The following is a 22,796-nucleotide window of genomic DNA, read 5'->3' on the forward strand; positions in this document are numbered from 1 at the left end:
CTCACGGTCCGATCAGAAAGGCACCGCTCCTCGTGTCCGTATCCCCGCCCCTGCACCTCGCCGTCGCGCTGGACGGCGCCGGCTGGCACCCGGCCGCCTGGCGCGAGCCGAGCGCCCGCCCGCACGACCTGTTCACCCCCGGCTACTGGGCCGACGTCGTGACCGAGGCCGAACGTGGCCTGCTCGACTTCGTGACCTTCGAGGACGGGCTCGGGCTCCAGTCCTCGCACCCCACGGAGCCGGACGACCGTACCGACCAGGTGCGGGGCCGGCTGGACGCGGTCCTCGTCGCCGCCCGGGTCGCACCGCTGACCCGGCACATCGGGCTGGTGCCGACCGTGGTCGCCACCCACACCGAGCCGTTTCACCTCGCCAAGGCGATCGCCACCCTCGACTACGTCAGCACCGGCCGCGCGGGCCTGCGCGTCCAGGTGACGGCCCGGCCGGACGAGGCGGCGCACTTCGGCCGCCGTACCGTCCCGCCGCTCACCGTCGAGGAGTGGGACACCCCGGCCGGGCGGGAGCTGATCGCCGGGCTCTTCGAGGAGGCCGGTGACTACGTCGAGGTGGTGCGCCGACTCTGGGACAGCTGGGAGGACGACGCCGAGATCCGGGACGTCGCCACCGGGCGCTTCATCGACCGCGACAAGCTGCACTACATCGACTTCGAGGGCCGGTACTTCAGCGTCAAGGGCCCCTCCATCACACCCCGGCCGCCCCAGGGGCAGCCCCTCGTCACCGCGCTCGCCCACCAGAGCGTGCCGTACGGGCTGGTGGGCCGCTCGGCCGACCTCGGCTACGTCACGCCGCACAGCACCGGCCAGGCCCGTGCCGCCGTCGCCGAGATCCGCGCCGCACAGGCCGCGGCCGGCCGGGCGGACGAGCCCGTGCACGTCTTCGCGGACCTCGTGGTGTTCCTGGACGACGCTTCCGGCGCCGCCGAGGACCGCAAGGCCCGCCTCGACGACCTCGCCGGACACGCGTACTCCAGCGACGCACGGATCTTCACCGGCACTCCGTCCCAACTCGCCGATCACCTCCTCGAGTTGAGGGAAGCAGGACTGAGTGGCTTCCGGCTGCGCCCCGGCGTCATCGGCCACGACCTGGAGCGCGTCACCCGGGGCCTGGTGCCCGAACTCCAGCGCCGGGACGCCTTCCGGCACACCTACGAGGCGGACACCCTGCGCGGGCTGCTCGGCCTCGCCCGCCCCGCCAACCGCTATGCCGCAGCCTGAGGGAGCGCGCCCATGAGCAAGTCGCTGAACACGCCGGCGGGCACGTCGCTGAACACGCCGACGGGCAAGCCGCTGAAGCAGATCCACCTGGCCGCCCACTTCCCGGGCGTCAACAACACCACCGTGTGGAGCGACCCACGGGCGGGCAGCCACATCGAGTTCTCGTCCTTCGCCCACTTCGCGCGGACCGCCGAACGCGCCAAGTTCGACTTCCTGTTCCTCGCCGAGGGGCTGCGCCTGCGCGAACAGGGCGGGAAGATCTACGACTTGGACGTGGTGGGGCGGCCGGACACCTTCACCGTGCTGTCCGCGCTCGCCGCCGTCACCGAACGGCTCGGTCTGACCGGCACCATCAACTCCACCTTCAACGAGCCCTACGAAGTGGCCCGCCAGTTCGCCACCCTCGACCATCTGTCCGGCGGGCGGGCCGCCTGGAACGTCGTCACGTCCTGGGACGCCTTCACCGGCGAGAACTTCCGCCGCGGCGGCTTCCTCCCGCAGGAACAGCGCTACTCCAGGGCCAGGGAGTTCCTGTCCACCGCCACCGAACTCTTCGACTCCTGGCACGGCGGTGAGATCGTCGCCGACCGGGGATCCGGCATCTTCCTCAAGGACGCGCAGGCGGGCGCCTTCGTCCACCGGGGAGAACAGTTCGACATATCCGGCCGGTTCAACGTGCCCCGCAGCCCGCAGGGCCGCCCCGTGATCTTCCAGGCGGGGGACTCCGGCGAGGGCCGCGAGTTCGCCGCCGCGAGCGCCGACGCGATCTTCAGCCGGCACGCCGCCCTCGACACCGGCCAGGCCTTCCACACCGACGTGAAGTCCCGCCTGGCCCGGTACGGCCGCCGCCCCGACCAGCTGCTCATCCTGCCCGCCGCGAGCTTCGTGCTCGGCGACAGCGACGCCGAGGCCGAGGAACGCGCCAAGGAGGTGCGCCGCCAACAGGTCAGCGGCGCCACCGCCCTCAGGCACCTGGAGTTCGTCTGGAACCGGGACCTGTCCGGCTACGACCCGGACGGCCCGCTCCCCGACATCGACCCCGACCCCGGCGCACACCACATCGCCCGGGGCCGCGCCCAGGTCCGGATGTACCGCGACCCGCTGGCCACCGCCCGGGAATGGCGCGCCCTGGCCGAGGCCCACAACTGGTCCATCCGCGACCTGGTCATCGAGACCGGCAACCGCCAGACCTTCGTGGGTTCCCCGGCCACCGTCGCGCGGGCGATCAACGACCACGTCCAGGCCGACGCCGCCGACGGTTTCATCCTCGTCCCGCACCTCACCCCGGGCGGCCTCGACGAGTTCGCCGACCGGGTCGTCCCCCTCCTCCAGGAGCAGGGCGTCTTCCGCACCGAGTACACGGGCACCACCCTGCGCGACCACCTCGGCCTGGCCCACCCGGACGAGCCGGCCGGGGAGCGGGTGGCCTCGTGAAGTTCCTCGCCATCACCCTGATCGCGCACCGCCCGGACCCGGTCACCGGCGTGCTCAAGTCCACCCGGGACCGCTTCCGCGAGGTGCTCGACAACGCCCTGCTCGCCGAGGAACTCGGCTTCGACGGCTTCGCCGTGGGGGAGCGGCACGAGCGGCCGTTCCTCTCCTCCTCCCCGCCGGTGGTGCTCAGCCACATCGCCGCCCTGACCCGGCGCATCCGGCTGTTCACCGCCGTGACGACGCTCGGCCTCCTCGACCCCGTCCGCGCCTACGAGGACTACGCCACCCTCGACCACCTCTCCGGCGGACGCCTGGAGCTGATCATCGGCAAGGGCAACGGGACCGCCCAGCGCGAGCTGTTCCAGGTCACGCCCGAGGACCAGTGGCAGCGCAACGCCGAGAGCTACGAGGTGTTCCGGACGATCTGGCGGCGGGACAAGGTGACCGCGGCGCCCCGCTTCCGGCCCGCGCTGACGGACGCCGAGGTGTGGCCGCGCCCGTACCAGCGGCCCGTACGGGTCTGGCACGGCAGCGCCACCAGCAGACAGTCCGTGGACCTGGCCGCCCGCTACGGCGACCCGCTCTTCTCGGCCAACGTCACCCACCCCGTCGAGCCGTACGCCGAACTGATCCGCCACTACCGCGAACGCTGGGAGCACTACGGCCACGACCCGGCGGACCTCGCGGTCGGTGCGGGCACCGCCGGCCTCTGCGTCGCCCGAACCTCCCAGGAGGCGCTGGCGGCGTACCGGCCGGTCTTCGAGGCGAACCTCGCCTTCTGGACGGAGGCGGGCCTGCCCGTCGTCTTCCCCACGCTGGAGGACTTCGCCGAGCGCAGCTCGGCCCTGATCGGCAGCCCCCAGCAGGTCGTCGACAAGGTCCACCGCTACCACGAGCGGCTCGGCCACAGCGTGCTCCACCTCCAGGGCGACGCGGGCGGACTCCCCGAGGGCCGACACCGGGCGTCGCTCGAACTCTTCCAGTCCGAGGTGGCACCCGTCCTGCGCCACGAGATCCCCGACCCGCCCTTCCCGTGGGCCCCGGTGGGCGCCGCCGAGGGGGTGGGTCACAGCCGGGCCGCGTGATCCGGGACGTAGGTCTGGAGATCGCGCGGGGGGCGTTCGTAGCCGGTGGACGGCGGGCGCTCCGGCAGCTCCAGCACCGGCGGCGGCACGTCGTGGTAGGGGACGGAGTCCAGCAGATGGGCGATCATGTTCAGCCGCGCCCGCCGCTTGTCGTCGCTCTCCACGACGTACCACGGCGCCTCGGAGATGTCGGTGTGCACCATCATCTCGTCCTTGGCCCGGGAGTACTCCTCCCAGCGGGTGATCGACTCCAGGTCCATCGGGGACAGCTTCCAGCGCCGCAGCGGGTCCTCCAGGCGGCGCCGGAAGCGGTCCTGCTGCTCCTCGTCGCTCACCGAGAACCAGTACTTGCGCAGCAGGATCCCGTCCTCCACCAGCATCCGCTCGAAGATCGGGCACTGGCGCAGGAAGAGCTGGTACTCCTCCATCGTGCAGAAGCCCATGACGTGCTCGACACCGGCCCGGTTGTACCAGCTGCGGTCGAACAGCACGATCTCCCCGCCGGCCGGCAGCTCCTCCACGTACCGCTGGAAGTACCACTGGGTGCGCTGCCGCTCGGTGGGCGTGGGCAGGGCCGCGATCCGGGCGACGCGCGGGTTGAGATGCTCCGTGACCCGTTTGATCGTGCCGCCCTTGCCGGCCGCGTCCCGCCCCTCGAAGACCACGACGAGGCGGGCCCCCTCGGCGCGCACCCACTCCTGGAGTTTCACCAACTCCGTCTGCAGACGCAGCAGTTCCTTCTCGTATGTCTTGCGCGGCAGCTTCTCCGCCTTCTTGCCGGCCATGGCGTCTCCCCGCTCGACCGTGTGCGCTCGCGCGTGCCCGGGGTCCTGGACAGCACCGTACTGGCCGCGGGGGAGTCGCGCGCGCCGGACGGCCGCGGGCCGTATCCGGTCAGGCGCGGTGGATCCGGTCCACCAGGATGTCGATGACCAGGGGAGTGCGCGGGCCGAAGCCGAGCAGCACCCCGTCCTCCAGGGTGACGACCCGGCGCGCCGCCCCGGCCGGGGTCTCGCGGATGCCCGGCACCTCCATCAGACCGTCGATACCGCCGACCGATTCCAGACCCTTGCTCATCATGAGGATCACGTCCGGCTGGGCCTTGACGAGGGCCTCGCTGGTGAGCGGGGTGAAGGGCTTGTCCAGGCCCGCCTCGACGCCGGCGTCCACCGCGCCCGCCGCCGCGATCAGGGAGTCGGCTCCCGAGCCCTTGCCGCCCATCAGATAGACGGCCGCGCTGCCCCGCATGTAGAGGAAGGCGACCTTGGGCCGGCTGCCGCCGGGCACCGCCGCCCGGGCGGCCTTCAGGTCCTCGGCGATCCGGGCGTTCAGCGCCTTGCCCGCCGCGGGCACGCCCAGCGCCTCGGCGATCCGGGTGGTCCGGGTGGAGACGTCGGCGAGCCTGGTGGCCGGGTCGAGGACGACGACCGGGACGCCGGCGTCGCGGATCTGGTCGATTGCCTCCGACGGCCCGGTGTCGGTGTCGGCGAGCACGACGGTCGGGCGCAGGGACAGCACGCTCTCCGCGCTCACGTCGTGCGCCTTGGTGACCAGGGGCAGCTTCTTCGCCTCCTCGAAGGTGGCGGTGATGTCCCGGCCCACGACCCGGTCGCCGAGCCCCAGCGTGAAGACGATCTCCGCCACGCCGCCGTTGAGCGGCAGGATGCGCGAGGCGTCCTTCACCGTGACCCGGCGTCCGTCGGAGGAGTCGACGGTGACCGGCAACTCCGGCTCGGGAGCTTCGCCTTCGAGGGGGAGCAGGGAGTTCCTCGCGAGCTGCTTCTCGGCCGCCGCGGCCCGCTCGCTCGCGGAGACGGGGGCCTCGCCCGACCCGTCGCCGCCGGGGGTGCCGCTGCCGCAGGCGGTGGTGAGCAGCGCCATGGCGAGAGCCAGGACGACGACACCACGGCGACGGGGTCTTCTCGATGAGCGCATGCTCGCTGTCTCCCTCACAGTCCCACGGATTGGCACACAGATGATCAGTATCTTAGGTTAGGCTCTCCTAAGTTCTCTGGTGGGGGTGTTCCCATGGCATGGGCAAGTGCCGTACGTGGCCGAAGAGTTGGGCGATCGGCCCCGGTCGCAGCGCCGACCGCACTGCTGGCAGTGGCACTGATACTCGCGACGGCACCTCAGGCGGCCGCCGCGGGCACATCGGCCACCGGGCCCGAGGGGCAGAAACTCACCGTCTCCACGGCGTCCGGACTCGATCCGGCGGGCGAGACGGTGACCGTGACCGGCTCCGGATACAACACCGCGAAGGGCGTCTACGTCGCCTTCTGTGTCGACAACGGCCCCGGCAAGACCCCCACGCCCTGCGTCGGCGGCGTCGACATGTCGGGGGAGTCCGGCGCGTCCGCGTGGGTCTCCTCCAACCCGCCGTCGTACGGCGAGGGCCTGGCCAAGCCGTACGCGGGCAGCGGCCACAAGGGCTCGTTCTCGGTCCGGATCAAGGTGCGCGCGAAGGACGCGAACACCGACTGCACCCAGTCCGGCGTGACCTGCTCCGTCATCACGCGCAACGACCACACGCGGGGCGGGGACCAGAGCCAGACGGTGCGGATCCCGGTCTCCTTCGGCACGAACGCCGGCGGTGGGACGCCGTCCGGCGCGACGGCCTCCGCGACGCCGAGCGCGACGGCCGCCGCCTCGACGACCGGCGGCGGCACGGGGGCCTCCGGCGAGGACGCGGACTCCTCGGGCGGTCCGCTCGCCAGCACCGGATCCGGTGGCGCGGTGTCGCTCGGGCTCGCCGCCGCCGGGCTGGTCGCGGCGGGAACCGGCACCTGGTTCTGGGCGCGCCGTCGCCGGGCCGGGCAGCCGGGCTGAGGCCTACGGCACCGACGGCGCCCTCATGACGGCGCCCTTCCGGAAGAGACGTGACGAGAGGCTTGACGTGAACGCGAGAAGAAGACCCGCGACCGCCGTGCTCGCGGGCAGTGCCGTGGTCGCGCTGCTGTCCCCCGGGGCGGCGGTCGCGCAGGACGGGCGGCAGTCGCCGCGCGAGGTGACCGGCGGCTACGCGAGCTGGGCGACCGGATCGGCGGAACTCGCCGAGCACGGCGTCGAGCTGGGCGCGGGCGAGGGAGCCGTGCAGGGCGGCGCGCACCGCACCTGGTTCCCGGCCGCGGGCGGCGGCGCCGACCCCGAGGCGGGCGAGGTGGACGTCACCTTCGACGGCACCGCCCGGCTGACCCGGTCCACGGCCCCCGGACGGCCCCTGCTGCTGGACGCGCTCCGGCTGCGCCTGGCCGACGGCGGCGGCACCCTGTACGCCCGCACCGAACTCGACGGCGAGCGACGGGGCATCACACTGGCCGGCGTACGCACCGACGGCGCCGCCCCCGCCGTACGCGCAGGCGGGGTCACCTGGACCGGCCTGGAGGCCTCGCTCACCGACGAGGGTGCCCGGCTGCTGTCCGCCTGGAGCGGAGGGGAGTTCACGGCGGGCGACGCGCTGGGCCTGCTGGACGTGACCGTGGGGACCGGCGGCACGGGCGCCACGCCCCAGCCCGGTGACGGCACCGCCACCCCGCCCGTGCCCGACGACGGCACGCCCGAACCCGAACCCGCCGATCCCGGGCAGACCGCGCCCGAACCGGCCGAGCCGCAGGACGCAGGCGTGCGGGCCGCCCCGGCCGCGTCGGTCGACCGCCCGGCGCTGACCGCCGGCGGTGAACAGCGGGTCACCGGCGAGGGCTTCGAGCCCGGCGCAGTCGTGCTGGTGGCCATCGATGGCGACACCCGCTATCAGGCCGTCGCCGACGCCGAGGGGCGGGTCGCCCGGACCTTCCCCGTGTACGCCACCGCCGCGGAGGGCGAGCACACGGCCGAGCTGTACACCGTGACCGGCGGCCAGGCCGGCGCCGTGGCGCGGTTCACGGTGCGCGCCGCGGACTGAGGCCGTGTCACCGGGCTTACCGGACGCGAGGAGCGGGCCCGCTCGGCCCGCTCTTCGGCGTGCCCGAAAGCCCTTGCTTCGACAGCAAGTTGAGAAACCTTCAGCACCTGTTGACAAGGACAGCAAGATCGCACTTAGTTTTGCCTTACCTAACTAGCGCGCCTTGATGGTGCGCTGGTCCCCGTTCGCCGAGAAAGGCTTCTCACGCCATGAGATCCGTCCTCTCCGCCCGGAACTCCGCCCGCGCCGGCCTGGCACTCGCCGCCTCCGCCGCCCTCACCGTCGCCCTGGCCGGCTCCGCCTCCGCCGCCACCTCGACCCGCACCGTCGTCGACGGCGGCACCACCTACAACCTGTCGCTGACCGCGCCGAACACGGCCGCGGCGGCGGGCCAGGTCATCACCGTCTCGGGCTCCGGCTACAACCCCTCCCAGGGCGTCTACGTCGGCCTGTGCGCGGTCGAGGGCGCGCAGGGTGCCAACAAGCCCACCCCCTGCCTGGGCGGCCAGGACGAGAGCGGCTCCACCGGTGCCTCGCACTGGGTGAACAACACCTTCGGCGGCATGTTCGCCAACAGCTCCAAGTTCGGCGCGAACGGCAGCTTCAGCGTGACCATCTACGTCAAGGCCACCCTCGACGACGGCAGCGTCTGCGGCCAGGACGTGGACTGCGCCATCGTCACCCGCGCCGACCACTTCGACAGCGGCGACCGCAAGTACGACGTCCACGTCCCCGTCACCTTCCAGTAAGCCCGGTCAAGGGCGCACAGCTCCGACTGGTCGACGGGCCGGCCGTCCGGCCGGCCCGTTCCGGCACGTCCAGTGACCACCCGTCACCCGAGGAACCCTCCATGACAGACCACAGAACCGGACAGCAGCGGCCGGACACCCCGGTCAGAGCCCGCCTCAGACGCCCCGCCGCACTCCTGGGCGCCGCCGCCCTGGTGGCCGCCGGAGCGACGGCCGTGACCGTCGGCTCGCCCGCCCAGGCCGCCGACACCCCGAAGACGGCGCTCGGCAAGGACGGCCAGAAGCTCTCGGTCTCCGCCTCCGCGAACCTCGATCCGGACGGCGAGACGCTGCGCGTCACCGGCGAGGGCTACGACGACACCAAGGGCGTCTACGTCGCCGTGTGCAAGGACAACGGCGACAACCGCATCCCCACCCCGTGCCTCGGCGGTGCGGACCAGAGCGGCGGCAGCGGCTCGTCGGCGTGGATCATCCCCGAGGGCGCACCGGACGAGGGCGCGGGCACGGTCGCCATCCCGTGGGGCGAGGGCGGCACCTTCGACGTCGAACTGAAGGTCAAGGCCGGGGACAGCGGCCTCGACTGCCTCGAGGTCGCCTGCGCGGTCGTCACCCGGGTCGACCACAACGGCACCGGCGACCGCTCCCAGGACGTCCGTATCCCGATCACCTTCGAGGGCCAGGACCCGGGTGGCGGAGGCGGCGGCGGTGACGGAGTGGACGTACCGCCGGGCACGGTCAGCTACGCGAAGGGCGCCGAGTTCACCACGGCCGGCCGCCCCCTGGACCTGCTGCTGCACCCGGACTCCGGGAAGCTCTACGTCGGTTCGGACAACATTCCCGACACCGCCGACGTGGCCGAGCAGGGCCTGTACGCCCTGGACCCCAAGGACGGGAAAGTCCTCAGCCACATAGCGCAGGCCCCCGGCCCGAACGGTGCGATGGCTCCCCGCGTGGTCCGCCGGATCGCCGCCCCGCTGTCCGGCGACGGCGTGATCTTCCACTACCCGCTGCGCGGCATCGGCACCGCCAAGGACGGCGACACGGCGGCGAAGGGCGTCTGGTTCAACGGGGCGTCGTTCAGCGGGATCGGCCAGGACGCCGACACCTCCACCGTGCTGGTCGCGGCGGGCGGAGAGCTGCGTCGGGTCGACCACGCCACCGGCGCCGTCGAGCAGTCGGTCGCCCTGGAGGGCGGCAACGAGCTCGGCGTGGACGCCGCCCACGGCGCCGCCTGGTCCGTCGGCACCGCCGAGGGCAAGCCGGTGCTGCGCCGGGTCGACACCCGCACCTTCGAGGTCACCGCCACGGCCGAACTCCCCGCCGACGTCCTCACCTTCGTCGAGCCCGACCCGGCGACCGGCAACGTCTGGGTGGGCAACGGCGCGTCGGTGCTCGTCTTCGACAAGGACGCCAAGCCGCTCACCACCCTGACGGGTGAGGACCGGGCCATGGCGGCGGCCTTCGACCAGACCACCGGACGGGCCTTCGTGCTGCGCGAGGACGTCTCGGACGGCACCACGGACAACACCGGATCCCTTCAGATCCTCGACAGCGCGACCTTCCGGCCGGCGGCCGAACCGGTCGCCCTGCCCGGCAGCGTCAGGGTGGGCAGCTACGCGGGCGTCGCCGTCGCCCCCGGCGCCACGTCCGTCCACCTCACCCAGGCCGCGGAGAGCAAGGTCGTCAGGTACGACCTCCGTATGTCCCCCAAGGTCACCCAGGCCCCCACCGACCAGTCCGTCGCGCCCGGCGACGAGGTCACCTTCGTCGCCGCGGCCGAGGGCACCCCGGAGCCGGCCGTGCGCTGGCAGGTCAGCCCCGACGGCGGCCAGACCTGGTCCACCATCGAGGGCGCGACCCGGAACGCCTACACCTTCACCGCCCGGGCCTCCCAGGACGGCTACGCCTACCGCGCCGAGTTCACCAACGCGGTCGGCACGACCCGCACCACGCCCCTCACCCTGACGGTCAAGGAACCCGAGGGCGACGACGGCGGCGACGGCAACGGGAACACCGAGCCCTCCGGCAGCAAGACCGTCACCGGCCCCGAGGGGCAGAAGCTCACCGTCACCCCCGTCAACAACCTGGCCACCGAGGACCAGACCCTGAAGGTCACCGGCTCCGGCTACGACATCGACAAGGGCGTCTACGTCGCCCTGTGCGTCGACAACGGCGACGGCGAACTGCCCACGCCCTGCGTCGGCGGTGTCGACATGAGCGGCGCGTCCCACTCCTCGGCGTGGATCTCCTCCAACCCGCCGGACTACGGCGAGGAACTGGCGATCCCCTACGGCGCGGGCGGCAGCTTCGAGGTGGAGCTGACCGTCGACGCCAAGGACGAGTTCACCGACTGCTTCAAGGCGACGTGCGTGCTCGCCACCCGCGCCGACCACACCCTCTCCGGCGACCGCTCCCAGGACGTGAAGGTCGCGGTCGCCTTCGTCGGCCAGGACCCCGTGGACACCGACGACGACACCGGCGGCACGGGCGGCTCCGGCACCGGCGGCAGCACCTCGGGCGGCACCGCGACCGGCGGCACCGGCACCACGGGCGGCACCGGCGGCACGACCGGCACCACCACGACCACCGCGGGCGGCGGCAGCCTCGCCTCCACCGGCGTCACCGTCGGCACCGCCGCCGCGCTCGCCGCGCTGCTCACGGCGACCGGCTGGTTCGTCCACCGGCGCGCCCGGACGAGGTCCGCGGACACGGCCGCCAACTGACCGTGATGAGGGCTCCCCGATCTCCCGAGGGAGTCCTCACCACGCCTCGCTCCCCGACGCCGCCCCCTCCGGCAGCCGCGCCCTGCCCTTCCCGGCGCGCAGGCGCAACGCGAGCAGCGGGAAGGCGAGTACGGAGATCATCGCCGCTCCGACCAGCGCGGCCGCCTCGCCCGCGCCCACCACCTTCTCGTCGAGCCCGATCGCGCGCGGCAGTAGCCGGGCCTAGCCGCGACCGCGCAGCACCGCCCGCAGGGTGGGCTCGGCCGCCGCGGGAGCCGCCGCTCCCGCTTCAGGCGATACGCCGGGTGGCACCCCGGGCGACCGCCGACAGCAGGGACCCGATGGTCATCCCCGTCGCCAGGTACACCACCGACGTGCCCACCGTGGACTCCGTGACCGCCGCCGTCCGGAACGGCAGCAGCACCATCACCGCCGTGACCAGCGTGACGATCCAGCCGAAGAACCGGCTCGGCCGCGGGGTACCGAGGATCAGCAGATGCAGCAGCGCGGTCGCCACCAGCGCGGCCGCCGCCGTACGGCATCCGCCGCGGGCCGTAGGGCTGGTTCGAGGGCTGCACGGTCGGTCTCCTCGCTCGGGACGGGTGCGCTATCCGTACCCCCACGCCGCCGGGGCAGCGCGCGGTGGTCACCTGCACGGCGTGACAGGCGACGGCCGGAAAGCCCTTTCTCGAATCCGCCCCGGGGATCTTGACGCTGTTGATGTTACCGGTAACACTCATCCTCGTCGCCAAGCCGCCGCCCGCCCACCCACCCAGGTGGGCCGTCCCCCGGAGTCCCCGTGCCCGAGCCCCCGACCCCAGTGCGCGCGGCCGCCGCCCGCAGCGCCCCGGACGCCGCCCCCGTCTTCAGCCCGGTGGCCGTGGTCGCGTCCTGCGCCGGCTTCGTGCTGATCGGCGCCCTCCAGGCGTTCTACGGCCCCGCGATCCCGGGCCTGCGCCGGGAGTTCGGGCTGTCGCCGTCAGCCGCCGGACTCGCGCTGAGCGCGCACTTCGTCGGCGGGGTCGCCGGAGTGCTGCTCTTCGACCGGCTGTACGGCCGGACCGGCAACCGGCGCATCCTCGGCGCCTCGTACGTGCTGATGGCGGCCGGCGCGGCCGGCTTCGCCCTGGCGCCGAACTGGCCCCTCGCCCTCGCTCTGGCGCTGCTCGCCGGACTCGGCTTCGGCGGCGTCGACTACGGCCTCAACCAGCTGTTCGCCGTCGGCTTCGGCCGGCGCTCGACCGCCCTGCTCAACATCCTCAACGCCCACTTCGGCATCGGCGCGATCCTCGGCCCGGCGCTGATCGCCGCCGTCGGCTCCGACCACTACCCGGCGGTCTTCCTGGCCTTCGCCCTCGCCAGCCTGCCGTTGCTGCTGTGCCTGCGCGGAGTCCGCGACCGCGCGCCCCAGCCCGGCGAGGCGGAGCCCGGCACCGCGGCGCCGGTCCTGGCCCGCAGCCTGGGCTCCGTCCTCGCGATGTTCGTCGCCCTGTACGTGCTGCACGTCGGCATCGAGGCCGGCGTCGGCGGCTGGGAGCCCACTCACCTGGAGAGCGTCGGCTACGGCGCCGGCGCCGCCGCGACCGCCACCTCGGTGTACTGGCTGATGATGACGGTCGGCAGGTTCCTCGTCGCGCCGATCGCGCTGCGCTTCTCCGCCCAGGCCATCATCACCGTCTCCTGCGCGGGCATGACGGTCTGTCTGCTGCTGGCCGCGATCCCCGGCCTCGCCCCGTACGCCTACGCCGGAGTCGGCCTGTTCATCGCCCCGATCTTCCCGACGGGCCTGCCCTGGCTGCACCGGGTGGCCCCGCGCGCCCGCCGGGCCGGGGCCCTCGTCATCGCCGCATCCATGATCGGCGGCGTCGCCGCGGGCCCGTCCCTCGGCAAGGCCATCGAGTGGTCCGGTACCCGCGCGGTCCCCCTGCTGCTCGCCGGCGGCTCGGCCCTCTGCCTGGCCGCCACCGTCTGGCTGATCCACGCCACCCGCCCCACCCACCACCGCCCCGGCTGAAGGGACTGACCATGCCCGCTCTGACGACGACGTCCGACGGATTCCTCCTGCACGGCCAACCGCTGCGGATCATCTCCGGCGCGATGCACTACTTCCGGATCCACCCCGAGCTGTGGGCGGACCGGCTGCACAAGGCCCGCCTGATGGGCCTGAACACGGTGGAGACGTACGTCCCCTGGAACCTCCACCAGCCCGACCCGAACGGCCCCGTCGTCCTCGACGGCATCCTCGACCTGCCCCGCTACCTGGAACTCGCCCAGGCGGAAGGCCTGCACGTGCTGCTGCGCCCCGGCCCGTTCATCTGCGCCGAGTGGGACGGCGGCGGCCTGCCCTCCTGGCTCACCGCCGACCCGGACATCCGGCTGCGCAGCAGCGACCCCCGGTTCACCGACGCCGTGGACCGCTACCTCGACCGGCTGCTGCCCCCGCTGCTGCCGCATATGGCGGCGTCGGGCGGTCCCGTCATCGCCGTCCAGGTGGAGAACGAGTACGGCGCCTACGGCGACGACACCGCCTACCTCAAGCATCTCCACCAGGCCTTCCGCTCACGCGGCGTCGAAGAGCTGCTCTTCACCTGCGACCAGGCCAACCCGGAGCACCTGGCGGCCGGCAGCCTGCCGGGCACCCTCGCCACCGGCACCTTCGGCAGCCGGATCGAGGAGAACCTGGCCCAGTTGCGCGCCCACCAGAGCGAGGGGCCGCTGATGTGCACGGAGTTCTGGATCGGCTGGTTCGACCACTGGGGCGAGGAGCACCACACCCGCAGCGGCTCCGACGCCGCCACCGACCTCGACCGGCTGCTCGCCGCCGGCGCCTCGGTCAACATCTACATGTTCCACGGCGGCACCAACTTCGGTTTCACCAACGGCGCCAACCACGACCACGCCTACGCCCCGATCGTCACCTCCTACGACTACGACGCCCCGCTCACCGAGCACGGCGACCCCGGCCCGAAGTACCACGCCTTCCGCGAGGTGATCGCCCGCCACGCCCCGGTCCCCGACGAGCCCGTGCCCGCCCCGAGCCGCAAACTCCCGCCGCTCGCCGTCGAACTGGACCGCCGGGCCGCGTTGCTGCCGTACGCCACCGCCCGCACCGGACCCGTGCGCGCCCCCGGCGCCCCGCGCACCATGGACGAGCTGGGCCTGCGGGCCGGCTACGTCCTCTACCGCACCACCGTCCCCGCCGCCGGCGACGGCGTCCTGCACTTCACCGGCGGCGTCGGCGACCGCGCCCAGGTCTTCCTCGACGGCGCCCCCGTCGGCGTACTCGAACGCGAACGCCACGAGGAGACCCTGCCCGTCCGCGTGCCCCGCCCCGGCACCACCCTGGAGGTGCTGGTGGAGAACATGGGCGGCGTCAACTACGGCCCACGCATCGGCGCGCCCAAGGGCCTGCTCGGCCCGGTCACCTTCGACGGCACCCCGCTCGACGGCTGGGACTGCCACCCGCTGCCCCTGGCCGACCTCTCCGACCTCTCCCTCGACACCGCCCCCGTCAGCGGCCCCGCCTTCCACCACGGCACCTTCGAGATCGCCGAACCCGCCGACGCCTTCCTCGCCCTCCCCGGCTGGACCAAGGGCCAGGCCTGGATCAACGGCTTCCACCTCGGCCGCTACTGGAACCGCGGCCCCCAGCGCACCCTGTACGTCCCCGCGCCCGTCCTGCGCCCCGGCCGCAACGAGCTGCTCCTGCTCGAACTGCACGCCACCACCACCGGCCGCGCCCAGCTCACCGACACCCCCGACCTCGGACCGGAGAAGCCCTGATGACGCACCCGCACCAGCTGCGCGTCCCCGCCCCCGCCGCACCGCCGCTCGCCGGCCATCTGCCGTTCGCCGACGCGCCCGGCGCCCCCGACCCGATCGATGTGACCAGCCGCTGGCTCACCCGCGGGGGACGCCCGTGGTTCCCGGTCTCCGGCGAGTTCCACTACTCCCGCCACCCCGTGGGGGAGTGGGAGGAGGAGCTGCTGAAGATGAAGGCGGGCGGCGTGACCGCCGTCGCCGCCTACGTCATCTGGATCCACCACGAGGAGACCGAGGGCCGGATCCGCTTCGACGGCGACCTCGACCTGCGCCGCTTCGCCGAGCTGTGCGCCCGCCACGGCCTGGACTTCATCCCGCGCATCGGTCCCTGGGTGCACGCAGAGGTCCGCAACGGCGGCCTGCCCGACTGGCTGCTCGCCCGCGACTGCGCGCCCCGCACCGACGACCCCGCCTACCTGGAACCCGTACGCGCCTGGTACGCGGCCATCGCCGAGCAGCTGCGCGGCCTGGACCGGGCGCACGGCGGCCCGATCGTGGCGATCCAGATCGAGAACGAGCTGTACGACCAGCCCGGCCACCTGCTCACCCTCAAGCGCATGGCCCAGGAGGCCGGCCTCGCCGCCCCGCTGTGGACGTCGACCGCCTGGGGCGGGGTCCAGCTCCCGCCGGACGAACTGCTGCCCCTCTACGGCGGCTACCCGGAGGCCTTCTGGACCGAGTGGGACGGCGGCTGGCCCGACACCTGCCGCAAGCACTACTTCTTCACCCACCAGCGCGACGACGAGGGCATCGGCGCCGACCTGCGCCCCACCACCGTCCGCGGCGGCGACCCCGCACCCACCGACCGCTTCCCCTGGGCCACCTGCGAACTCGGCGGCGGCATGGCCGTCGCCTACCACCGGCGGCCCCGCCTGGACGCCGCCGACATCGGCGCGCTCGGCCTCACGAAGATCGGCTGCGGCTCGGTGTGGCAGGGCTACTACATGTTCCACGGCGGCACGAACCCCGTCGGCGAGCTGACCACCCTCCAGGAGTCGCACGCCACCGGCTACCCCAACGACCTGCCCCTGCTGACGTACGACTTCCAGGCCCCGCTCGGCGAGTACGGCCAGATCCGGCCCTCGTACCACGAACTGCGCCTCCAGCACCTGCTCCTGGCCGACTTCGGGCACCGCATCGCACCCATGGAGTCCGTGCTTCCCGCCCGGCAGCCGGAGGGGCAGTACGACCGCGACACCCTGCGCTGGGCCGTGCGCGCCGACGGCGACTCCGGCTTCCTCTTCGTCACCAACCACCAGCCGCACGAGCCACTGCCCGCCCACCCGGACACCACCTTCACCGTGGAGTTCCCCGGCGCGCCCGCTCTCACCCTGCCCAGCAGCCCCGTCACCGTCCCCTCGGGCGCCTACTTCTGCTGGCCGCTGCGCCTGGAGGTCGGCGGACTGCGCCTCGACTGGGCCACCGCGCAGCCGGTGTGCACGGTCGACGACCCCAGCCGTACGGTCCTGGTGCTGGCCGCCACCGACGGCATCAGCCCCGAACTCGCCCTGGACGCGGACACGGTGGCCTCCGTGAGCACACCCTCCGGGGACGTGGTGAGCGCGGACGACCGCGTCCTGGTCACCGGGCTCCGCCCCGGCACCGACGCCCTGGTCGAGGTCGCCACGGCGGACGGCGGCCGGGTGGGGCTGCTGGTCCTGGACGCGGCGACCGCGCGCACCGTCTACCGGGGCGTCGCCTGGGGCGCCGAACGGCTGGTGCTCTGCGCCGACGGCGTGGTCTTCGACGGCGACGGCATCCGGGTGCACAGCTCGGCCGGGCAGCCGTCGGTCGCCGTGCTGCCCGCGCCGGAACACGCCCCGGCGGGGACGAAGGCCGGCGAGGACGGGGTGTTCACCCGCTACACGCTCCTGGACGAGCACACCGAGGAGGAGACCGCCGTACCGGTCACGCGGATCCGGCCCGCCGGTCCCGCACCCCGCCCCGTCACCGGTGTCCAGGGCCGGGCGAGCGCCCCCGCCGACCAGCACTTCGCCACCGTCGCGGCCGAGTACCGGATCGACGTACCGGACGCCCTCCTCGCCACGGAGGGGCGGACGATCCTGCGCCTCGACTGGTCCGGGGACATCGCCCGCGCCTACGCCGGAGACGTCCTCGTCGCCGACCAGTTCTTCGCCGGAGCCCCGTGGGACATCGCCCTCGACCGCCTCCCGCGGGAGGCGCTGCGCGCGCACGGCCTGCGGCTGAGGGTGCTCCCGCTGGCCGCCGACGCCCCGGTGCACCTGCCGGGGCGGAAGCCCGGGGAGGCGGTGCCCGCCGAGATCCGCGAGGCCACGCTGGTCACCACCCGCACCCGGACGATCGGCACCGCCTGACGCCTCGCCGCCCGCCCGGCCTATCCTGTGGATCCGCCGGGCGGGACCGCACCGCCCCGACCGAGGCCGAAGGACGACCACCCGCCATGACCCGCAGCACCGCCGACGGCCCGGCCCAGCGCGGACGCAGCCGACGCAGCTTCGCGGGCACCCGCCCCGTCATGGACGATGTGGCCCGGCTGGCCGGAGTGTCCAAGCAGACCGTGTCCCGGGTCCTCAACGACCACCCGGCGGTCCGCGCCGAGACCCGCGCCGCCGTCGTCGAGGCCATGCGCACCCTCGGCTACCGCCCCAGCCGCAGCGCCCGCTCGCTGGCCAGCGGGCGCACCCGGATGCTCGGCGTGATCTCCTTCGACGCCGCCCGCTACGGGCCCGCCTCCGTCCTCACCGCGATCAACACCGCCGCCCAGGAGGCCGGTTACCTGGTCAGCTCCATCGCCCTCGACACCGCCGACCGGGACACCGTCGTACGGGCCCTGGACACGCTGACCGCCGAGGGCGCCGACGGCGTCATCGCCATCGCCCCGCAGCGCCGGGTGGGCAACGCCCTCGCCGAGGCTCGCCTCGACACCCCCATGGTGGTGCTGGAGAACGACCTCGGCGGACGCACCCCGCTCGTCACCGCCGACTCGGCGGCGGGCGCCCGGGCGGCCACCCAGCACCTGCTGGGTCTCGGCCACGCCACCGTGCACCACATCGCGGGCCCCGCCGGCTGGACGTCCGCCGAGGTCCGCCGGGACAGCTGGCGCGCCACCCTCGCCGAGGCCGGCGCCGAGGTGCCCGAGCCGCTCGCCGGCGACTGGAGCGCCGACTCCGGCTACGAGCTGGGCCGCCGCCTGGCCGAACGCCCGGAGGTCACCGCGGTGTTCGCCTCCAACGACCAGATGGCCCTCGGCCTGCTGCGCGCCCTGCACGAGGTCGGCCGCAGGGTCCCCGAGGACGTCAGCGTGGTCGGCTACGACGACATCCCCGAGGCCGCCCATCTGCTGCCGCCGCTGACCACCGTGCGCACCGACTTCGGCGAGATCGGCCGCCGCGCGCTCCGGCTGCTCCTCGACCGCATCGACGGCACCGGCGAACCCCGGGTCGAACCCGTCGTACCGGTGGAACTCGTCGTCCGCCGCAGCACCGGGCCGGCGCCCCGGGCCTGACCCACCGGGAAGGCGTGGGACGGCGCACGCTCGGTTGCGTACGGCGCAGAGGCCGGAGCAACCGGCCGCCCACGCATGCGCCCTGTCCCGCCCGTCCGCCGGGCGCCTACAGTGTGGCGGCACGGCTCCGCACCGGCCGTTCGACACGGGCGGAGCAGCCATCAGCGACGGGCCGCCGACCGCCCGCGCACCAGACACCACCCCGTGAGTTCGCTCGGGCCGCGCGACCGAGTGCGCGCGGCACCGTGCGCTTGGAGAACCACTGGAGGCCGCCGTGTCCCGACCGTGCATCGCCCTGATCGCCGACCCCACCTCGCCCGAAGGCTGCGCCGACTACCTCGCCCGCGCCGTCGAACTGCTCACCGGAGCCCCGCCGGTCCGGATCGACTCCCGGCACTTCGCGGCCGGGGGATCCGGCCGCGCCGCCCGCGCCGGCGACCGGTTACGGCTGCGGGTGCCCGAGGAGCGGCTGGACGTGGTGCCCGACGTGGTCGTGCTCTACGAGATCCCGCCGCACCGCCGCCGCGCCCTCGCCGACTTCCAGCGGCTGCTGCGCGAGCACGACGTCGTCACCCTCGGCACCGGAACGTCCGCCTGGCGCACGGCGACCGAGAAGGACCGCACCGTGGAGCGCTTCCGCCGGGACGGCGTCGCCCACATGGAGACCGTCGTCCTGTCCCGGCCCGCACCCCACGAGGCCGCCGCCGCCTTCGACAAGCTCGGCCGCGACACCTGGGCCCGGCCCGTCGTCGGCACCGGCGGCGACGACACCTTCCATGTCACCACCGAGGAGCAGCTGGAGCAGGCCGCCGCCTACTACGCGGAGCGCGGCACCGACTGGCTGCTGTCCCGCGACGCGGGCAACATCCTGCCCGACGGCCGCCGCCACCAGTTCCGGGTCTTCGTGCTGCACGGCCGGGTCATCCACGCCCGCGAGCACATCCAGCCCGAGCCCGACACCCCCTGCAACACCTGCCAGGGCGCCACCGCCGTCCCCATCGCCCCCGCCGACCTGCCCGCGCCGCTCGCCCGGCTCGCCGTCGCCGCCACCGCCTCGGTCGGGCTGCCGTTCGCCGGCGTCGACCTGGCGATCGAGCACGGCGGGGTGGTCTTCGAGGTCAACGTGCAGCCCGCCTTCGTCGACGGCGAACTCCCGCTGGTCGCCGTGCCGTACATCCAGGCGCACCTCAGCGCCCTGGCCGCCCGCCGGGACCCGGCACCGGACCGGAAGCTGCCCGCCTGAGAAGCCGTCCGGACGCCGGAGAGGAACCTCACGCCTGGGTTACGAAACGCGCAACCTCTGGTATCAGCGCGGTGAGGAGGTGACGATGGGGCCATGACTCTGGCCCAGCGCGCCCTGGAGCAACTCACGGCCTGGCCCGACCTCACGGCGGGACCGGCCAGTTGCGGCACAGGGCGGGCACTTCGCACCGCGCACAGCGAGATCGCCCACTTCCACTCCGACCACGACGTCGACCTCCTCCTCACCAGCCGGGCCCTGCGGCGCTTCGCCGCCGACCTCGCGGAGTCGACGGCGATACGCCTGCTGCCCGGCTCCCGGTGGGTGACGGTCCACCTGGACTGCGACGCGGATGTCGATCTGTTGCAGAGCCTGGTGAGCGTCGCCCTCAAGGCCCACCAGGGCGGCCCGGCCCCGGAGGACCTGACACCCGGCGGCTGCAACTTCCACCGGGTCACCGTGCTCCCGCGCGACCCGGCGGGCACCGCCGCGCCCTGCTGAGCCGCCCGGAGTCCCGGCTGAGGTTCCGCCCGGAGTTCCGCCGCTTCACCCCGTGACCGGCGTGGACCGCACGGCCGGACGCGCCCTCGGGGAGAGACTGCTGCCGCACGGCGCCGACACCGCACCCACCGGCGGGTCGGCGCGCCGCACGCGGGAGGAGCACCGGAGTGACCGGCTGGATCTGGACGTACGAGGGCTACGAGCCCGCCGACGAGCGACTGCGGGAGTCGCTGTGCACGCTCGGCAACGGCTACTTCGCCACCCGCGGCGCACTCCCCGAGTGCGTCGCGGACGATGTCCACTACCCGGGCACCTATGTGGCGGGCTGCTACAACCGGCTCACATCCCATGTGGCAGGGCGCAGCGTCGAGAACGAGGATCTCGTCAACCTGCCCAACTGGCTGCCCCTGCGGTTCCGGCTGCGCGGCCGGCCGTGGCTCAGCCCCGACACCGCGACCGTGCTCGAACACCGCCAGACCGTCCATCTGAACTCGGGCGTGCTGGAACGCCTCACCCGGTACGGGCTCGGGAACGGACGGTCCCTGACAGTGCGCCAGCAGCGGCTCGTGCACATGGGCGATCCCCATCTGGCCGCGCTGCGCACCGAGTTCACCGCCCACGGCTTCGGCGGCGAACTCCATGTCGAGGCCGCCCTCGACGCCGGTGTCACCAACGCGGGCGTACCCCGCTACCGGGACCTGGACGGGCGGCACCTCACCCACGCGCACACCGGCACCGCCGCCGGTGACACGGTGTGGCTGCGCTGCCGCACCCGCACCTCCGACATCCGGATCGGCATGGCCTCCCGGCTCACCGCCGAGGGGCCCATCACAGTCCGGCACGCCCGGCCGCGCACCACCCAGCGGGCCCGGCTGCGGCTGGCGCCCGACATCGCGGCCACCGTCGACAAGACGATCGCCCTGCACACCTCCCGCGACCCGGCGATCAGCGACCCGCTGCACGCCGCGATCGCCCGGGTCGGCCGCGCCCCCGGCTTCGACGACCTGCTCGCCGGCCACCGCACCGCCTGGGCCCAGCTCTGGCGCCGGGGCGACCTGGACGTGCCGGGCGAGGCGGGCCGCATTCTGCGCCTGCACCTCTTCCACGTCCTGCAGACCCTCTCGCCGAACACCGCCGACCTCGACGTCGGCGTCCCCGCGCGCGGACTGCACGGCGAGGCCTACCGGGGGCACGTCTTCTGGGACGAGCTGTTCGTGCTGCCGTATCTCAATCTGCGCTTCCCGGAGGTCTCCCGGGCGCTGCTGCACTACCGGCACCGGCGCCTGGAACGGGCCTGCACCGCCGCCCGGGAGGCGGGCCGCAGGGGCGCGATGTACCCGTGGCAGAGCGGCAGCGACGGCCGCGAGGAAGCCCAGCAGGTGCACCTCAATCCGCGCTCCGGACGCTGGCTGCCGGACCACTCCCACCTCCAGCACCACGTCGGGTCGGCGATCGCGTACAACGTCTGGGAGTACTGCGAGGCCAGCGGCGACGCCGAGTTCCTGCACACCAAGGGCGCCGAGATGATGCTCCAGATCGCCCGGTTCTGGGCGGACGCCGCCACCTGGGACGACCAGCTGGAACGGCACCGCATCAAGGGCGTCGTGGGACCCGACGAGTACCACGACGCCTACCCCGGCGCGACCACACCCGGCATCGACGACAACGCGTACACCAACGTCATGGCCGCCTGGGTGCTCACCCGCACCCTCGAACTGCTGGCCGCCCTGCCCGAGCCGCGCCGCCGGGAACTCACCGAGCGCACCGGCCTCGACGACCAGGAGCTCGACCGGTGGGAGGAGGTCTCCCGCACCCTGCACGTGCCCTTCCACGAGGGTGTGATCAGCCAGTTCGAGGGCTACGGCGAGCTGGCCGAGCTCGACTGGGCCGACTACCGGGCGCGGTACGGCGACATCCGCCGCCTCGACCGGATCCTGGAGGCGGAGGGCGACTCCGCCAACCGCTACCAGGCCTCCAAACAGGCCGACGTCCTGATGCTCGGCTATCTCTTCTCCCCGCCCGAACTCCAGGGCCTGTTCGACCGGCTCGGGCTGCGGCTGGACGAGGAGACCTGGCACCGCACCGTCGACTACTACCTGCACCGCACCAGCCACGGCTCCACCCTCAGCGGACTCGTCCACGGCTGGGTGCTGGCCCGCGCCCGGCGCGCCGAGGCCTGGCAGTTCTGCCAGGAGGCGCTGCGCGGCGACATCGCCGACGTGCAGGGCGGCACCACCGGCGAGGGCATCCACCTCGGCGCCATGGCCGGCACCCTCGACCTCGTCCAGCGCGGCCTCACCGGCCTCACCACCCGCCAGGGCGCCCTCTGGCTGGACCCCGTCCCCCTCCCCGAGCTGTCCACCTACGGCTTCTCCCTGCGGTACCAGGGCAACTGGGGCGTCCGGCTGCGGCTGCGCCACTCCCAGCTGGAGATCACCGTCCCGGCCTCCGACACCACGCCCATCGACGTCCGCCTCCCGGACCGCGCGGTCCGGCTGCACCCGGGGGAGACGGGACGGCTGGTGCTGCCGGACTGAGCGGGGCCGCCGTGCGGACGGCGGGCGGCGGGTGGCATCGTCGGACCCGACGACCCTTCGATCACCGCCAAGCCGCCGTAGA

The 22,796-nt window shown here is 73.7% G+C and carries 17 protein-coding genes and 1 pseudogene; 14 read left to right on the top strand and 4 right to left on the bottom strand.

From position 1 onward, the window contains the following. Nucleotides 1–32: 32 nt before the first annotated feature. The 3 genes from ACZ42A_RS18655 to ACZ42A_RS18665 are packed head-to-tail and all read left to right on the top strand — an operon-like array spanning nt 33 to nt 3,754. Nucleotides 33–1,235, top strand: coding sequence for an LLM class flavin-dependent oxidoreductase (locus ACZ42A_RS18655; RefSeq protein ID WP_468528288.1), 1,203 nt, complete (start codon nt 33–35; stop codon nt 1,233–1,235). Nucleotides 1,236–1,247: 12 nt separating this feature from the next. Further along, nucleotides 1,248–2,669 carry an NtaA/DmoA family FMN-dependent monooxygenase gene (locus ACZ42A_RS18660; protein ID WP_468528289.1) on the top strand — a complete coding sequence of 474 codons (1,422 nt, stop codon included), beginning with the start codon at nt 1,248–1,250 and terminating at the stop codon, nt 2,667–2,669. Further along, nucleotides 2,666–3,754 (top strand): LLM class flavin-dependent oxidoreductase, encoded by a 1,089-nt coding sequence (locus ACZ42A_RS18665; RefSeq protein WP_468528290.1) that lies wholly within the window; start codon nt 2,666–2,668, stop codon nt 3,752–3,754. The genes ACZ42A_RS18660 and ACZ42A_RS18665 overlap by 4 nt, the downstream gene beginning before the upstream one ends. Here ACZ42A_RS18665 and ppk2 read toward each other — a convergent pair. Together ppk2 and ACZ42A_RS18675 are read right to left on the bottom strand one after the other, a co-directional pair. Then, nucleotides 3,736–4,539, bottom strand: a complete 804-nt coding sequence (gene ppk2 / locus ACZ42A_RS18670; RefSeq protein WP_468528291.1) for a polyphosphate kinase 2 — start codon at nt 4,537–4,539, stop codon at nt 3,736–3,738. The genes ACZ42A_RS18665 and ppk2 overlap by 19 nt on opposite strands. A 109-nt stretch (nt 4,540–4,648) precedes the next feature. Then, complete coding sequence (locus ACZ42A_RS18675; RefSeq protein ID WP_468528292.1) at nt 4,649–5,689, bottom strand: heme/hemin ABC transporter substrate-binding protein; 1,041 nt, start codon at nt 5,687–5,689, stop codon at nt 4,649–4,651. Nucleotides 5,690–5,860: 171 nt separating this feature from the next. Here ACZ42A_RS18675 and ACZ42A_RS18680 point away from each other — a divergent pair, with 171 nt between their 5' ends. The 4 genes from ACZ42A_RS18680 to ACZ42A_RS18695 all read left to right on the top strand — a co-directional run bounded on the left by ACZ42A_RS18680 (nt 5,861) and on the right by ACZ42A_RS18695 (nt 11,127). After that, nucleotides 5,861–6,583: a hypothetical protein gene (locus ACZ42A_RS18680; RefSeq protein ID WP_468528293.1), complete on the top strand. Its 723-nt coding sequence runs from the start codon at nt 5,861–5,863 to the stop codon at nt 6,581–6,583. 67 nt (nt 6,584–6,650) lie between these two features. Further along, a complete protein-coding gene (locus tag ACZ42A_RS18685) occupies nt 6,651–7,655 on the top strand; it encodes an HtaA domain-containing protein (RefSeq protein ID WP_468528294.1) in 1,005 nt (334 codons plus the stop codon). A 209-nt stretch (nt 7,656–7,864) separates the two neighbouring features. Further along, nucleotides 7,865–8,404, top strand: coding sequence for a hypothetical protein (locus ACZ42A_RS18690; RefSeq protein WP_468528295.1), 540 nt, complete (start codon nt 7,865–7,867; stop codon nt 8,402–8,404). A gap of 101 nt (nt 8,405–8,505) precedes the next feature. After that, nucleotides 8,506–11,127 (top strand): immunoglobulin domain-containing family protein, encoded by a 2,622-nt coding sequence (locus ACZ42A_RS18695; RefSeq protein ID WP_468528296.1) that lies wholly within the window; start codon nt 8,506–8,508, stop codon nt 11,125–11,127. Between the two features lie 36 nt (nt 11,128–11,163). Here ACZ42A_RS18695 and ACZ42A_RS18700 read toward each other — a convergent pair. Both ACZ42A_RS18700 and ACZ42A_RS18705 read right to left on the bottom strand, forming a co-directional pair. Further along, a pseudogene (locus ACZ42A_RS18700) lies at nt 11,164–11,331 on the bottom strand (cation:proton antiporter); the annotation flags it as partial. An 85-nt stretch (nt 11,332–11,416) separates the two neighbouring features. After that, the gene (locus ACZ42A_RS18705; protein WP_468528297.1) at nt 11,417–11,644 is read right to left on the bottom strand and encodes a hypothetical protein; all 228 of its coding nucleotides are present in this window, start codon (nt 11,642–11,644) and stop codon (nt 11,417–11,419) included. A 303-nt stretch (nt 11,645–11,947) separates the two neighbouring features. On the opposite strand from ACZ42A_RS18705, the gene ACZ42A_RS18710 reads away from it, so the two are divergent. The 7 genes from ACZ42A_RS18710 to ACZ42A_RS18740 all read left to right on the top strand — a co-directional run bounded on the left by ACZ42A_RS18710 (nt 11,948) and on the right by ACZ42A_RS18740 (nt 22,714). Beyond that, nucleotides 11,948–13,141, top strand: coding sequence for an MFS transporter (locus tag ACZ42A_RS18710; protein WP_468528456.1), 1,194 nt, complete (start codon nt 11,948–11,950; stop codon nt 13,139–13,141). A gap of 11 nt (nt 13,142–13,152) precedes the next feature. Further along, nucleotides 13,153–14,910 (top strand): glycoside hydrolase family 35 protein, encoded by a 1,758-nt coding sequence (locus tag ACZ42A_RS18715; RefSeq protein WP_468528298.1) that lies wholly within the window; start codon nt 13,153–13,155, stop codon nt 14,908–14,910. Continuing rightward, a complete protein-coding gene (locus ACZ42A_RS18720) occupies nt 14,910–17,285 on the top strand; it encodes a beta-galactosidase (protein WP_468528299.1) in 2,376 nt (791 codons plus the stop codon). The genes ACZ42A_RS18715 and ACZ42A_RS18720 overlap by 1 nt, the downstream gene beginning before the upstream one ends. An 86-nt stretch (nt 17,286–17,371) precedes the next feature. Then, nucleotides 17,372–18,436, top strand: a complete 1,065-nt coding sequence (locus ACZ42A_RS18725; RefSeq protein WP_468528300.1) for a LacI family DNA-binding transcriptional regulator — start codon at nt 17,372–17,374, stop codon at nt 18,434–18,436. Between the two features lie 274 nt (nt 18,437–18,710). Beyond that, the gene (locus tag ACZ42A_RS18730; RefSeq protein WP_468528301.1) at nt 18,711–19,679 is read left to right on the top strand and encodes an ATP-grasp domain-containing protein; all 969 of its coding nucleotides are present in this window, start codon (nt 18,711–18,713) and stop codon (nt 19,677–19,679) included. Between the two features lie 93 nt (nt 19,680–19,772). Further along, a complete protein-coding gene (locus ACZ42A_RS18735) occupies nt 19,773–20,177 on the top strand; it encodes a luciferase domain-containing protein (protein WP_468528302.1) in 405 nt (134 codons plus the stop codon). Between the two features lie 167 nt (nt 20,178–20,344). Continuing rightward, nucleotides 20,345–22,714, top strand: a complete 2,370-nt coding sequence (locus ACZ42A_RS18740; RefSeq protein ID WP_468528303.1) for a glycoside hydrolase family 65 protein — start codon at nt 20,345–20,347, stop codon at nt 22,712–22,714. The last annotated feature ends 82 nt before the right edge of the window (nt 22,715–22,796 follow it).

The sequence above is a fragment of the Streptomyces sp. NPDC030838 genome (assembly GCF_055572035.1).

Coding starts and splice junctions, on each gene's coding strand:
- ACZ42A_RS18660 (WP_468528289.1), top strand. CDS start 1,248: ATGAGCAAGTCGCTGAACACGCCGGCGGGCACGTCGCTGAACACGCCG.
- ppk2 (WP_468528291.1), bottom strand. CDS start 4,539: ATGGCCGGCAAGAAGGCGGAGAAGCTGCCGCGCAAGACATACGAGAAG.
- ACZ42A_RS18675 (WP_468528292.1), bottom strand. CDS start 5,689: ATGCGCTCATCGAGAAGACCCCGTCGCCGTGGTGTCGTCGTCCTGGCT.
- ACZ42A_RS18690 (WP_468528295.1), top strand. CDS start 7,865: ATGAGATCCGTCCTCTCCGCCCGGAACTCCGCCCGCGCCGGCCTGGCA.
- ACZ42A_RS18695 (WP_468528296.1), top strand. CDS start 8,506: ATGACAGACCACAGAACCGGACAGCAGCGGCCGGACACCCCGGTCAGA.
- ACZ42A_RS18715 (WP_468528298.1), top strand. CDS start 13,153: ATGCCCGCTCTGACGACGACGTCCGACGGATTCCTCCTGCACGGCCAA.
- ACZ42A_RS18720 (WP_468528299.1), top strand. CDS start 14,910: ATGACGCACCCGCACCAGCTGCGCGTCCCCGCCCCCGCCGCACCGCCG.
- ACZ42A_RS18725 (WP_468528300.1), top strand. CDS start 17,372: ATGACCCGCAGCACCGCCGACGGCCCGGCCCAGCGCGGACGCAGCCGA.
- ACZ42A_RS18735 (WP_468528302.1), top strand. CDS start 19,773: ATGACTCTGGCCCAGCGCGCCCTGGAGCAACTCACGGCCTGGCCCGAC.